Genomic DNA, 11,719 nt, shown 5'->3' with positions numbered 1-11,719 from the left:
GTCCTGAGGGGTGCGGGGCGGGGCGGGGCTGGGCTGCGAGGGGCAGGACTCAAGGGGGGGACGGGGAGCGGGTTGGGGCGCGTAAGGGGCGTGCGGGCAGCTCGGGCGTGCGCCTGGTGTCCGAGAGTGAGATGTGCGCCTGCGGTGCCGTGGTTACGTGTGCCAGGCGGGACGTGAGGTGTGCGCCTGGCGGGCCGTGAGCTGTGCGCCTGGCGGCTCGTGAGGCGTGTGCCTGTCGGGTCGTGAGGCGTGGCTGAAGTCGTGCGGCGGATGCGGCCGTCCGGGCGTACGGTCGGAGACATGCGCATTGTCATCGCTGGTGGTCATGGTCAGATCGCGCTGCGGCTGGAGAGGCTGCTCGCCGCACGCGGGGACGAGGTCGCGGGGATCATCCGCAAGGCCGAACAGGCAGACGACCTGCGGGAGGCCGGTGCCGAACCGATCCTGCTGGACCTGGAGTCGGCCTCGGTCGAGGAAGTCGCGGCACAACTCCAGGGCGCGGACGCGGCCGTCTTCGCCGCGGGCGCGGGCCCGAGCAGCGGGACGACCCGCAAGGACACGGTGGACAGGGGCGCGGCGGTCCTGTTCGCGGACGCGGCGGTCCAGGCGGGCGTACGGCGCTTCCTGGTCGTGTCGTCCATGGGCGCGGATCCGAGCCACGAAGGCAACGAGGTCTTCGACGTCTACCTGCGCGCGAAAGGCGGAGCCGACGAGTACGTCCGCGGCCTGGCCGGCCTGGACTGGACGATCCTCCGCCCCGGCATCCTGACGAACGACGCCGGAACCGGCCTGGTGCGCCTGGAGGCCCACACCGGCCGCGGACCGATCCCGCGCGACGATGTGGCCGCCGCACTCGCGGAGTTGCTCGACACTCCGGCCACGGCCGGCCTGACGCTCGAACTCATCAGCGGCTCGGCCCCGGTGTCGGTGGCGGTGAAGTCGGTGGCGGGGAACTGAAGATGGGCTCGGAAGATGGGCTCGGAGGGGGTTCCCGCCGCGCAGGACGCGCTGTTGCGCCGCATGTACGAGGTCTTCTCGACGGACGAGCGAGAACCCTTCATGGAACGGTGCCTCGCACCCGACGTGGACTGGCCGAACGTCCTGGACGGAGTCCGGCTGCGCGGTCGTGAGGCGGTACGCGCGTACTGGGCGCGGCAGTTCGCGGCCGGGCATCCCCTCGTACGGCTGGAGGGCCTCCGCCCGGACGCGGACGGCGAGGCCGTGGTGGCGACCGTACGGCCCGGGATGCGCGATGCGTCGGGCGATCTGTGGACGGAGGAGACGGTCGAGCACGTGTACCGATTCGACAGGGACGGGCTGGTGACGCGGATGGGAGACGTGCGGACCCGTTCGTCGGGCGGCCCGGCCGCCTCGGGGTGAGGCCGGGGCTTCCCGGGTAAGGCCGGGCTACTCGGGGCGGGGCCGGGGCTTCCCGGGCGAGACCGGGACTCGGCGCATGAGGCTGTGCGTCCAGCTTGCTGGGGCTCGGAACAGTTGCTCAAGACCGGTGATTGGCACACGTTCTCAGACACACGTTCTCATACACACATGCTCTCAGAACAGCGGAAGCTGGCCAGGGAACTCGGGCACGACGTACCCGTCCAACGCGGGCTGCGCGGCCCCGAGTTGTGCCTGTCTGCACGATCCGGGACAGGACACGAGTTGCCCGTTCTCCCGCGCGCCGGGCGGATCGTGCCGTGCGAACCGACCGGCGACGACGGCGATCTCACGACGGCACTCGGGGCAGCTTCTGCGGCGCATGGACATGGGATCAGTCTGCCTCGGGCCTGACTGGCTCTGGAACGCGAAAACCCCTCCGCTCTACGTTTCCGTAGAGCGGAGGGGTTTCCCCAGTGTGGCGGCGCCAGGATTCGAACCTGGGAAGGCATGGACTTCAGCGGGGGACGCATGGGGGGGGAGAAGCCTCCGGACGTTGGGGTAGCACCTGACGACACTGAGTCGCGGGCCCTCCAACCTGCGAATCATCGCCCTACAGCCCGACATCCGGCCCCGGTGACGCGACTAGGGCGCGTATCGAATTGTGATCAAGGGGCGGTTCTCGTGAGGCCCTTGAGCCAGATCATTGAGGCGCGCAGGTGGAGGCCGGCGAGGTAGCTGTCCGAGGTCTTGTCGTACCGGGTGGCGATGCCTCGCCAGGCCTTGAGCTTGTTGATCAGGCGCTCGACGGTGTTCCTCTCCTTGTAGAGGTCGGCGTCGTGGCTGACGGGGCGACCGCCTCTGGAGCCCTTCTTCTTTCGGTTGGCGGCTTGGTCCTTCTTCTCGGGGATGATTGCTTTGATGTGGTGTTTGCGCAGGTGGGCCCGGTTGCCGCGGGACGAGTAGGCTTTGTCCCCAGCGACCGCGTCCGGGCGGGTGCGGGGGCGTCCGACGGGCCCGCGGACCCGTACCTTGCCCAGCACGGGGATGAACTGTGGGCGGTCCGCGGCCTGTCCCGCGGTCAGGACGAAGGCCAGCGGGCGGCACTTGCGGTCGGCGGCGAGGTGGACCTTGCTGCTCTGCCCGCCCCTGGAGCGTCCCAGGAGGGCGGCCTTGAGCCGGAGTCTGCGTCGGCGCCGGATGCGTCGTCGCTCCTCGCGCTCGGGATCTGCTTCGGCTTCCTGCCCGCTTCGTTCTTCGGAGTCGCCCCTTTTGACCTGGCCTTCTCCTCCTCGGCCGCAGCTTTCTCCAGGGCAGTGAGGACGTCCTGGTCCAGGTGCATCCCAGCGGCGTCCTGGTGAGCGCGCGCGGTGGTGGAGTCGATGCTGACCAGGGACAGGTCCACCTCGCCCCGCTTCGCTGCTTCCGCGATCAGTCCCTCCAGCAGGGACTTGAAGACGCCCGGGTCACGCCACTGCCGGAAACGGTTGTGCACAGTGGACCAGACGCCGAACTCCTGCGGCATCTCCCGCCACTGCCCGCCGGTCTTGAACCGCCAGATCACGCCCTCGAACTGTTGTCGCAGCCGCTCTGGGTACGGGCCGTACTCTCCGATCTGCAGGTACGGCTCGATGAACTCCCATTCCTCGTTGCTCAGTTGCACTCGCGTCACGAAAGAAGATCTACCGGTGCAGGCACCGCCGCGAGGGCGATTCCCGCAGATTGATCACGGCCCAATATGCACCCTAAGATCAGCCGAGACCACGATGGGCGGCCCACAACGCCCCGGCACGGCTGGCAGCCTCGGAGACCAGGGCCGCCAGTTCGGGTATATCGGGGACAGGGAACGAGACGTATGCGCCCCGACCACCACCGACTGGTCTGCCATAGGCCTTCACGGCGAGGTGACCGTCCGGGAGAAGCCGGACGTTGAGAGTGGTCAGCGTGAACGCTTCACCGCGTCGAGTGTCCGTCCAGCGGAGCGCCTGCGGGACCGTGACATTGATCGCCAGAGCACTTATTTCCAGATCGCTGCTCATGGACGGATGATCTCACGCGAGTCGCCACAGGCGGCCGCCACCGGCTTATGCAGCAGGCAGTTTGATCACGACTCGATACGCGCCCTAAGGCGGGCTGCGTCAGGCCGCCTCACTCCAACCCGCGCCCCCCGGGGAGCGCTCATGCGAGGGCATCCCTCGCCAGGCTCTGCGCCCGCGGGAAGTCAGGAGGACCGGTCGGGTCTGAGCGCCAGGCGACGTGGGAAATTCAGGGGATCCGCTGCTGGAATCTTGGCCGGATCGGAGCAGCGGACCCCCGGGTAGACGCAGGTGCACGTCTCACTGTCTAGGGAAGAAGTGAGGGGTGTACGTGCAAGGAATCCACAGCACGGCGGTGTGACCCCTATCACATGGCGACGCTCTGTGGTCGAGCAGACACAACGACCGTCCATGCGGGACAATCGCGCAAACAACAGCATGCCGTGGCATTCAGCCCTACCAACATCCTTGGCCGGATCGGGGGTTGATGTGCGGCCTCGGGTAGATGGATACAGGTGCTCATGGGCAACTCGCCCGTGGGAGCTGCTGCGTCGACTCACGGCGCATCCGCTCCCCCCTCGGTATGTCCAAAGTCAGGGTTGCGCACATGCTCGCTGCCGTGTGTGCAATCGCTGCCCCCCACTTCGACCTTCTCTCGCAATCACGGGCTGATCAGATGGAGAATCTGACCCCGTACTCAGCCGGTTCGATCCTGATCAATGCCTTCTGGCCGCAACTCGCGTGGCTGGTCAAGCGGACATGCAGCACCATCGCCGGCCTGTGTTCTCGGACGCTCGACAGCACGTTGATGTTCTTCGTGAACCGTGTCGAGCAGTTGCGACTCCGTCGAGGCGATCCTCGGCACACCCCGCATGCCACTTCGGCGGAGCGACCTTCCAGCGGCGACGCGCCCGACACCGTCGGAGAGAAGAAGGCGTCACTCGCTAAAGCGCCCCGCCAAAAGACAACTGTTACGGACACACTGAACACCTTCACCGACAGCGCAGGAACGGGTGAGAGTTAGCAGAACATCGATGAGGTGGTCGCCTGCACTGTTCTTCTCGAACAAAACGCCACACGAAAGGCGGCCACCTGTCACACCTAGAGAGAAATATTCGCTGCAACACCAAAGGATCAGTCTCGGTATTCTTCTACGTTTCGACAGGCCTGGAATAGGGTTTCATGCGGTGGCTTAGAATCGAAAACCGCCGGAACAGCGGTACCAGCGACTGCCCCTCCAACTCGGAGGGGAATCACCGCATGCCTTCAGACAGGCTGTCCACAGCGGAGCAGCAGGATTACGATGACTTTTTCCGCGCCGAGTTCACCCCTATCACCAGGCATGTCTTGTCCTTGGGCGCCAGCATCGAAGAGGCGAAAGACGCGGCTCAAGCCACCCTTCTAGATCTACTGAAAAATTGGCACTCCGTACGCGCCCCACGAGCCTGGTGCCGGAAGGCAGCAGCAAATCATTACCTTCGCAGCGAAATGAGAGCCAATAGAGGTCTAGAGCTTAGCCGACAGGAATTCATTGCACGTCGAGGCGAAGACGCTCACAATCTGGCCAGCTCACTCGAAGAATGGGAATTTGTGATTGATTTCGTCCAGAAGCACCTGACCGGCGCGCAGCGGATAATCATGGCGTGGCATCTCGACGGATATACACCACGGGAAATCGCTCAAGTATTGAATAAAGATATGGCGACTGTTAGATCAAACCTACGCCATGCGAGAATTAAACTGGCCTCAGCCCTGAAAAACGAATATCCAGAGTTGACTAAACCGACCTAACCAGAGGAGAGCCGCACGCTCGCACGACCGACCTCGCAGATGGCATCGTGAGTGGGCTCAGACCCAACTCACCTTCGTGGACCGAGAACGGGCCGTCAGTCTCCGCAACTGGCCGTCACACCTGCTCTGGGTTCCTGAGTGTCTGTCCTGCTACCTCCACGAACAGCAGGTACACCTCCTGTAGTGAGACAGCCTCGTACTCGGCTCTGATCTCTCCGACATTAGGTGCCGAGGCTTGGACAGCTTCGATCCAATGCTTGAGTAGATAACTTGCAGTAGAGGCCCGTAGGACCAGGTCGTCTGCTGCGTCGCTCAGTTGGGGAGGCCCCCAGAGCTTCAGATGGTTTCCTGCTGACGCCAAGGCAAGCGCTACCCGATCCTGTTCAAGGTGCTCTTCATCGCCTGGGACTTGTCCACGAGCAAGCGTTCCTACGCACATTGCTCGTGCACGGTTAGAAGCTGAATAGAGATCCATAATCTGGGTGCAGGCCAACCGCCGCTGCTCACGAGCCCAGTGCCGATGCTCGATGTCAGCTTGGTCCTGCGTCTGCTGAAGCAGCGCGGTGGCAGTTCTCTCTGCACCGATCCGCGCGCCGCGCACTGCTCCTATGCCGCCGGCGATGGAACCGCCAAGCGCCCCAACCATTCCTACAACACCGGCGACGACTGCAGCCAAGCCCTGATCCATACAGACATCATGTAGTAGGAAGCCGCGTGCGGTCGCTCTGTGCAGGCAATCCAAGCGGCGTCTAAAGGTTGCACAAGGCCGTGGTCGGGCGGGTCGAGAGTCACGATCGGGCGTCGTCCAGTGCCGCGATCACGGCCACAGGATCGCCGTTGTACGTGACGTGCGGTTCATCTGACTCGGGAGGAACAAAGCGAGTGCGGTAACGGCGAAGGTCGCTCTCAGAGAAGTAGATCGAGTTGGGGTCATGTGCGTGGGACTCGTTGCGCTCGTTGATTCTTGACCACAGCTCATCGTGGCTTGCCTCGAGATAGACCAGTAGCGGCGTGGCGCCAGCATCGGTCGCGATAGTTCGCCACCGGGCGCGGTCGTCCGGAGTCCAGAATCCATGGTCAACAACGACATCACGCCCTGCCTGAAGCAGTTCGCGCAGTTCAACCGCAACATCCTTAAGGACCGGCCGCTCAAGAGTGGGGCTCTTGATGCTCGGCAGGAGCGCCCCCGGCGGTAGCTGGCCGGACGTGATCAGCTCCGCGTAGTGGGCGGCAATTCCGGACTCGGCACGAACTTCGGGCTGTCCACGCTGATCGGCAAGCCGCTCGCGGTCATCTCCGACGCCCGGCTGTCCGGCAACGACAACAGCCAAGTCGTCGAACGGCTGCTGACGATCTCCGGCGAGGGCACCATCGACATCGACCGCAAGTACCGCGCGGTGTGGACCGGCAAGCTGCCTACCCGGCTGGTGGTCCTGTCCAACGAACTGCCGCACTTCGGCGACTCATCCGGCGTCATCGCCCGCCTCTTCGTGCTGCTCAACATGCGAGTGTCCTGGCTGGGCAAGGAAGAGCCCACCCTCTTCGACCGGCTCACCGCCGAGATGCCCGGCATCCTCAACTGCGCTCTCGAAGGGCTCGCCCGTCTCCAGCGCACGGGCCGGATCACGGAACCGCCATCCAGCCGTGAAGCTGTCACCACCATGCAGGACACCGCCTCACCCACATCCGCGTTCATTCGGGAACGCTGCACTACCGGACCCACCTGCTCTGTGCCCGTGGAAGCACTTTGGTCGGTCTGGCGGGAGTGGGCCGAGGACAACGGCGTGCGCCCCGGCACCAAGCAGGTGTTCGGCCGCAACCTGTTCTCCGTGGTCCCCCAGCTCAGCCGCTCGCGTCCCCGCGACGCCTATGGCCGGCAGGTGGTCACCTACACCGGGATCACGCTGAACGTGCCCGAACCACATTTGCCTGAGCCGCGACTCATCGCGTCTCAAGGCCCCTCTGAGAGCCGCTGAGTGCCGATGAGCCGCGACTCAGAGGAATGTATTTCCACCACTCTCCCCGCTCGCCCCACCTTCGCTGAGGAGTGCCATGGCTCGCCCCAAGATGCTCAAACTCCCCGAAGTCCGCGAAGAGATCGAGATGAGCCGCGCCACCTTCTACCGCATGCGCGCCCGGGGCAGGGCCCCGAAGCTCATCAAGCTCCCCAACGGTCAGCTTCGCTGCCGTCGTGCCGACCTCGACGCGTGGTGGTCGTCCATCGAAGAGGCTGCCGCCTGACCATCTCCCGCACACACGAGACACGAGGGGCCTGCTTTCGGCAGGCCCCTCTGGAGTTCATATGGCACTGACCTACGACGTTCACCTCTACTCCATCGAGGTTCGCAAGGATCGCCCGAAGCCCTACCGCCTGCGCTGGCTGGTTGGGGAGCGCAAGCACTCCAAGAGCTACACACTTAAGGTCTAGGCCGAGGGGCGCCGCTCGGAACTCATGTCCGCTGTGCGGCGCGGCGACCAGTTCGACGAGGAAACGGGCCTGCCTGTATCCGAGTTGCGCGCCAAGCAGGGTTCCATCACGTGGTACGAGCACAGCCGCACCTATGTGGACCGCAAGTGGGCACTGGCCCCGGCAAAATCGCGGAAGAACTACGCCGATGCGCTGGCCACCATCACCCCCGCGCTCGTGAAAACGAAGACGGGGATGCCCGACACCGCGCTCATGCGGCGCGCGCTGTACGGGTGGGCATACAACCGGAACCGCTGGAACGCGACCCCGCCGGACGACGTGGCCCGCGCCCTCGCCTGGATCTCCAAGCACTCCATGCCGGTCTCCGCAATGGAAGACCCCGCGACCGTACGTCTGGCCCTGGACGAGCTGTCCCTACGGCTGGACGGGAAAAGAGGCATCACCGCGCACCGCAAAGCGCAAGCGTGCCTGCCTGAGCGACGTTCTCGGACTCGCCGTGGAAGAGCAGTACTTCACCATGCCGGCCAACCCGATCACGGCCGTGAAGTGGACCGCCCCGAAGTCAGTGGAAGCGGTGGACCCCGAGAGCGTCGCCAACCCTCGTCAGGTCCGCGCGCTGTTGGCAGGGGTCCGGGAACAGGGTCCACGCGGGCAGCACCTGGAAGCGTTCTTCGGGTGCCTGTACTACGCGGCCATGCGTCCCGCCGAGGCCGCCGGCCTACGGGTGAGCCAGTGCCACCTTCGGAGACGGGGTGGGGGATGCTCACCCTCCGGCAGGGAGTTGTCCGGGCCGGACGGAGTTGGACCGACGACGGCACGGCGCACGAGATGCGCCACCTCAAGACCCGCGCCAAGAAGGACTCCCATCCGGTGCCGATCCCGCCGCACTTCGTCCGTCTGCTGCGGCAGCACATCGCCAGACACAGCACAGCACCCGATGGCCGACTCTTCCGGACGAACCGCGATGGCCTGCTACAGGAGACCGGTTACGGGCAGGTGTGGGCAGGCCAAGGCCCGGAAGGACGTGTTGACCGAGGCGGAAACGTCCTCGCTGCTAGCCCAGCGCCCCTACGACCTCCGGCACGCCGGGGTGTCGTTCTGGCTCAGTTCTGGGGTGGACGCCATGGAGTGCGCCCGCCGCGCCGGACAGCATCGCGGTGCTGCACAAGGTGTACGCCAAGGTGCTCGACCAGACGCGGGAGCGTGCGAACAGTCGTATCGACGCAGCCCTTCGGGAGTGGAACGAGCCAGAGTGATCAAGCTCTCCCCCGGGGGACACCTGGGGGACACGCACTGATCAACAGTGGGATATGGGCGGTACGAGGTGAGACACGTCCATGCCCCCGTCCACAACGAATCGAACAGTGGCAGCCAACAAGAAACCCCCTTCGACCAGGTAAGTAACCTGATCGAAGGGGGTTTCCCTCAGCGTGGCGGCGCCAGGATTCGAACCTGGGAAGGCTGAGCCGGCAGATTTACAGTCTGCTCCCTTTGGCCGCTCGGGCACACCGCCGGGGTTGCTGCCGTTCGAACCGCTTTGCGGCGGTGCTCCCTGGCAACGACGTAAACAATACCCGATGGGTAGGGGTGCTTCGCCACCCGATTGATCGCGGCCCGGGGGACGAGGGGTGGCTAGGCTTGTGAGAATGCGGTCCGGGGCCTGCCCGGGCTCGGCGGCCACCCCCACGCCCGCCGATACGCACCTCATACGCACCCCGATACAAGGAGCCACAGGACATGGCCGACTCCAGTTTCGACATCGTCTCGAAGGTCGAGCGGCAGGAGGTCGACAACGCCCTCAACCAGGCCGCCAAGGAGATCTCACAGCGCTACGACTTCAAGGGCGTGGGTGCCTCGATCTCGTGGTCCGGTGAAAAGATCCTGATGGAGGCGAACTCCGAGGACCGGGTGAAGGCTGTCCTCGACGTCTTCCAGTCCAAGCTGATCAAGCGCGGGATCTCGCTGAAGGCCCTGGACGCGGGCGAGCCCCAGCTCTCGGGCAAGGAATACAAGATCTTCGCGTCGATCGAGGAGGGCATCTCCCAGGAGAACGCGAAGAAGGTGGCGAAGATCATTCGCGACGAGGGCCCGAAGGGCGTGAAGGCCCAGGTACAGGGCGACGAGCTGCGGGTCAGCTCCAAGAGCCGGGACGACCTCCAGGCTGTGATCGCCCTACTGAAGGGCCAGGACTTCGACTTCGCGCTGCAGTTCGTGAACTACCGGTGAGCAACTGATCCGGCACGCGGTTCCGCCGCCGTCACCGCCGCCACCTGCTTCGGCTTCGGCTTCGGCTTCGGCTTCGGCTCGATGCTTTACGAGAAGGGTGGGCACCCCGCGGGGTGCCCACCCTTCTCGCCTGCTGGCTGCGGTTCGGGGTGTACTCGCCTGGCTCAGTTGCGTGAGTGGCCGAACAGGAGGCGGTAGGCGATCAGGAGCACCAGGGAGCCGCCGATCGCGGCGGCCCAGGTGGTGCCGTCGTAGAAGTCCTTGGTGATCGGGTGGTCCAGCCAGCGGGCCGAGATCCAGCCGCCGATGAACGCGCCCGCGATGCCGATGAGCGTCGTGCCGATGAAGCCGCCCGGGTCACGGCCCGGCAGCAGGAACTTGGCGATGGCTCCGGCCAGCAGCCCCGAAATGATCCAGCTGATGATCGTCATGCCCTGAACCTGCCCCTCCGCGCTGTGCCTGCACTTTCCCGGCACTGTGATCTCGGGCGCGCTTGTTCGTGCTCTGTTGATGAACAAGACGTCACGGCGGCACCCCTCGGTTGCAGCGATCAGTAAGGTTCCGGCCATGAATCTGTCCAGCTCCGCCCCCTCCGAGCTGCGGCGCACCCTGGGTGTCGGCGACGCCGTGGTCATCGGGCTCGGCTCGATGGTCGGGGCCGGAATCTTCGCCGCCCTCGGACCCGCCGCCCACGCGGCCGGATCCGGACTGCTGCTCGGGCTCGCGGTCGCGGCCGTGGTCGCCTACTGCAACGCCACGTCGTCGGCGCGGCTCGCCGCGCTGTATCCGGCCTCGGGCGGCACGTATGTGTACGGGCGCGAGCGGCTCGGGGAGTTCTGGGGATATATCGCGGGCTGGTCGTTCGTGGTCGGTAAGACGGCCTCCTGTGCGGCGATGGCGCTCACCGTGGGGGCGTACGTCTGGCCGGGGCAGGCGCACGCGGTGGCGGTCGCGACCGTGGTGGCGCTGACCGCGGTGAACTACGGCGGCGTGCAGAAGTCCGCCTGGGTGACACGGGCGATCGTGGCGGTGGTCCTGGCTGTCCTCGCTTGTGTGGTGGTCGTGTGTCTGGGCTCTGGGCAGTCCGATGCCGGGCGCCTGGACGTCGGGGCCTCGGGCGGCGTGGACGGTGTGCTGCAGGCGGCGGGGCTGCTGTTCTTCGCCTTCGCCGGGTACGCGCGAATCGCGACCCTCGGTGAGGAGGTTCGGGACCCGGCGCGCACGATTCCCCGGGCGATTCCCCTGGCCCTGGGCATCGCGCTGGTGGTGTACGCGTGGGTTGCGGTGGCTGTCCTTTCCGTACTGGGGCCGGAGGGGCTCGGGCAGGCGGGCGCGCCGCTGGCCGACGCGGTGCGGGCGGCGGGGGTGCCGGGGCTGGCACCGGTGGTCCGGGTGGGAGCGGCTGTCGCGGCGCTGGGCTCCCTGCTCGCCCTGATCCTGGGCGTCTCACGGACGACGCTGGCCATGGCCCGCGACAGGCACCTGCCCGGCGCCCTGGCCGCCGTGCACCCGCGCTTCCAGGTGCCTCACCGGGCCGAGCTGGCCGTGGGGGTGGTGGTCGCGGTCCTGGCCGCCACGGTGGACGTGCGCGGCGCGATCGGGTTCTCCTCCTTCGGTGTGCTGGCGTACTACGCGGTGGCCAATGCCTCGGCCTGGACTCTCGACTCGGCTGCGACTTCGCGAGTCGTGCCGGCGGTGGGGCTTCTCGGGTGCGCGGTCCTGGCGTTCTCGCTTCCGCAGATCTCGGTGGTTGTGGGCGCGGGTGTGCTCGCGGTGGGTGTGGTGGCGTACGGCGTGCGACGGTGGGTGCTGGAGCGGTCGGATGACCGAGGGCGGTAGGCCCATGTACACGCGTGCCGTT

The 11,719-nt window shown here is 66.0% G+C and carries 14 protein-coding genes, 1 tRNA gene and 2 pseudogenes; 11 read left to right on the top strand and 6 right to left on the bottom strand.

Features of this window, described 5'->3' with window-relative positions:
• Positions 1 to 300 precede the first annotated feature (300 nt).
• Together ADK36_RS41495 and ADK36_RS41490 are read left to right on the top strand one after the other, a co-directional pair.
• Positions 301 to 957, top strand: coding sequence for an SDR family oxidoreductase (locus ADK36_RS41495; RefSeq protein WP_048583091.1), 657 nt, complete (start codon positions 301 to 303; stop codon positions 955 to 957).
• A gap of 15 nt (positions 958 to 972) precedes the next feature.
• The gene (locus ADK36_RS41490) at positions 973 to 1,380 is read left to right on the top strand and encodes a nuclear transport factor 2 family protein (RefSeq protein WP_048583078.1); all 408 of its coding nucleotides are present in this window, start codon (positions 973 to 975) and stop codon (positions 1,378 to 1,380) included.
• 174 nt (positions 1,381 to 1,554) lie between these two features.
• Here ADK36_RS41490 and ADK36_RS50815 read toward each other — a convergent pair whose 3' ends face one another.
• The 3 genes and pseudogenes from ADK36_RS50815 to ADK36_RS47345 form a co-directional block, all read right to left on the bottom strand.
• Positions 1,555 to 1,767 (bottom strand): hypothetical protein, encoded by a 213-nt coding sequence (locus tag ADK36_RS50815; RefSeq protein WP_078942844.1) that lies wholly within the window; start codon positions 1,765 to 1,767, stop codon positions 1,555 to 1,557.
• Positions 1,768 to 2,045: 278 nt separating this feature from the next.
• Positions 2,046 to 3,049, bottom strand: a pseudogene (locus tag ADK36_RS47350) (IS5 family transposase).
• 79 nt (positions 3,050 to 3,128) lie between these two features.
• The gene (locus tag ADK36_RS47345; RefSeq protein WP_078942843.1) at positions 3,129 to 3,416 is read right to left on the bottom strand and encodes a hypothetical protein; all 288 of its coding nucleotides are present in this window, start codon (positions 3,414 to 3,416) and stop codon (positions 3,129 to 3,131) included.
• Positions 3,417 to 4,020: 604 nt separating this feature from the next.
• On the opposite strand from ADK36_RS47345, the gene ADK36_RS49290 reads away from it, so the two are divergent.
• The 3 genes from ADK36_RS49290 to ADK36_RS41475 all read left to right on the top strand — a co-directional run bounded on the left by ADK36_RS49290 (position 4,021) and on the right by ADK36_RS41475 (position 5,907).
• Positions 4,021 to 4,437, top strand: coding sequence for a hypothetical protein (locus ADK36_RS49290; RefSeq protein ID WP_159391256.1), 417 nt, complete (start codon positions 4,021 to 4,023; stop codon positions 4,435 to 4,437).
• Positions 4,438 to 4,673: 236 nt separating this feature from the next.
• Entirely contained in the window at positions 4,674 to 5,204 is a 531-nt protein-coding gene (locus ADK36_RS48530; protein ID WP_159029202.1) for an RNA polymerase sigma factor, read from the top strand.
• Positions 5,205 to 5,724: 520 nt separating this feature from the next.
• Entirely contained in the window at positions 5,725 to 5,907 is a 183-nt protein-coding gene (locus tag ADK36_RS41475) for a hypothetical protein (RefSeq protein WP_048583076.1), read from the top strand.
• Between the two features lie 85 nt (positions 5,908 to 5,992).
• Here ADK36_RS41475 and ADK36_RS47340 read toward each other — a convergent pair whose 3' ends face one another.
• Positions 5,993 to 6,313: an AAA family ATPase gene (locus ADK36_RS47340; protein ID WP_234330064.1), complete on the bottom strand. Its 321-nt coding sequence runs from the start codon at positions 6,311 to 6,313 to the stop codon at positions 5,993 to 5,995.
• On the opposite strand from ADK36_RS47340, the gene ADK36_RS51120 reads away from it, so the two are divergent.
• From ADK36_RS51120 to ADK36_RS41460, 4 genes and pseudogenes are all read left to right on the top strand, one after another.
• Entirely contained in the window at positions 6,278 to 6,400 is a 123-nt protein-coding gene (locus ADK36_RS51120) for a hypothetical protein (protein ID WP_267887445.1), read from the top strand. The genes ADK36_RS47340 and ADK36_RS51120 overlap by 36 nt on opposite strands.
• Positions 6,401 to 6,427: 27 nt before the next feature.
• Complete coding sequence (locus ADK36_RS41470; protein WP_234330065.1) at positions 6,428 to 7,180, top strand: DUF5906 domain-containing protein; 753 nt, start codon at positions 6,428 to 6,430, stop codon at positions 7,178 to 7,180.
• A 76-nt stretch (positions 7,181 to 7,256) separates the two neighbouring features.
• Positions 7,257 to 7,445 (top strand): helix-turn-helix transcriptional regulator, encoded by a 189-nt coding sequence (locus tag ADK36_RS41465; protein ID WP_048583075.1) that lies wholly within the window; start codon positions 7,257 to 7,259, stop codon positions 7,443 to 7,445.
• 61 nt (positions 7,446 to 7,506) lie between these two features.
• Positions 7,507 to 8,888: pseudogene (locus tag ADK36_RS41460) on the top strand (tyrosine-type recombinase/integrase).
• 175 nt (positions 8,889 to 9,063) lie between these two features.
• Here the strand turns inward: ADK36_RS41460 and ADK36_RS41455 are convergent.
• A tRNA-Tyr gene (locus ADK36_RS41455) sits at positions 9,064 to 9,145 on the bottom strand.
• 224 nt (positions 9,146 to 9,369) lie between these two features.
• Here ADK36_RS41455 and ADK36_RS41450 point away from each other — a divergent pair.
• The gene (locus tag ADK36_RS41450; RefSeq protein WP_048583074.1) at positions 9,370 to 9,858 is read left to right on the top strand and encodes a YajQ family cyclic di-GMP-binding protein; all 489 of its coding nucleotides are present in this window, start codon (positions 9,370 to 9,372) and stop codon (positions 9,856 to 9,858) included.
• A 164-nt stretch (positions 9,859 to 10,022) separates the two neighbouring features.
• Here ADK36_RS41450 and ADK36_RS41445 read toward each other — a convergent pair whose 3' ends face one another.
• Entirely contained in the window at positions 10,023 to 10,289 is a 267-nt protein-coding gene (locus tag ADK36_RS41445) for a GlsB/YeaQ/YmgE family stress response membrane protein (protein ID WP_053201290.1), read from the bottom strand.
• A 136-nt stretch (positions 10,290 to 10,425) separates the two neighbouring features.
• Between ADK36_RS41445 and ADK36_RS41440 the strand changes: the two genes are divergently transcribed.
• Positions 10,426 to 11,697, top strand: coding sequence for an APC family permease (locus ADK36_RS41440; RefSeq protein ID WP_053201288.1), 1,272 nt, complete (start codon positions 10,426 to 10,428; stop codon positions 11,695 to 11,697).
• The last annotated feature ends 22 nt before the right edge of the window (positions 11,698 to 11,719 follow it).

This window comes from Streptomyces viridochromogenes (assembly GCF_001270495.1).
In the GTDB taxonomy this organism is placed as follows: domain Bacteria; phylum Actinomycetota; class Actinomycetes; order Streptomycetales; family Streptomycetaceae; genus Streptomyces; species Streptomyces viridochromogenes_A.
This window is presented reverse-complemented; position numbering and strand designations above follow the sequence as displayed.

What these genes read in the sequence shown, in the direction of transcription:
- ADK36_RS41440 (WP_053201288.1), top strand. Translation starts at nt 10,426, where the DNA reads ATGAATCTGTCCAGCTCCGCCCCCTCCGAGCTGCGGCGCACCCTGGGT.
- ADK36_RS47345 (WP_078942843.1), bottom strand. Translation starts at nt 3,416, where the DNA reads ATGAGCAGCGATCTGGAAATAAGTGCTCTGGCGATCAATGTCACGGTC.
- ADK36_RS41490 (WP_048583078.1), top strand. Translation starts at nt 973, where the DNA reads ATGGGCTCGGAGGGGGTTCCCGCCGCGCAGGACGCGCTGTTGCGCCGC.
- ADK36_RS41450 (WP_048583074.1), top strand. Translation starts at nt 9,370, where the DNA reads ATGGCCGACTCCAGTTTCGACATCGTCTCGAAGGTCGAGCGGCAGGAG.
- ADK36_RS41475 (WP_048583076.1), top strand. Translation starts at nt 5,725, where the DNA reads ATGCTCGATGTCAGCTTGGTCCTGCGTCTGCTGAAGCAGCGCGGTGGC.
- ADK36_RS49290 (WP_159391256.1), top strand. Translation starts at nt 4,021, where the DNA reads ATGCTCGCTGCCGTGTGTGCAATCGCTGCCCCCCACTTCGACCTTCTC.
- ADK36_RS50815 (WP_078942844.1), bottom strand. Translation starts at nt 1,767, where the DNA reads ATGTCCATGCGCCGCAGAAGCTGCCCCGAGTGCCGTCGTGAGATCGCC.
- ADK36_RS51120 (WP_267887445.1), top strand. Translation starts at nt 6,278, where the DNA reads ATGGTCAACAACGACATCACGCCCTGCCTGAAGCAGTTCGCGCAGTTC.
- ADK36_RS41445 (WP_053201290.1), bottom strand. Translation starts at nt 10,289, where the DNA reads ATGACGATCATCAGCTGGATCATTTCGGGGCTGCTGGCCGGAGCCATC.
- ADK36_RS41465 (WP_048583075.1), top strand. Translation starts at nt 7,257, where the DNA reads ATGGCTCGCCCCAAGATGCTCAAACTCCCCGAAGTCCGCGAAGAGATC.
- ADK36_RS48530 (WP_159029202.1), top strand. Translation starts at nt 4,674, where the DNA reads ATGCCTTCAGACAGGCTGTCCACAGCGGAGCAGCAGGATTACGATGAC.
- ADK36_RS41495 (WP_048583091.1), top strand. Translation starts at nt 301, where the DNA reads ATGCGCATTGTCATCGCTGGTGGTCATGGTCAGATCGCGCTGCGGCTG.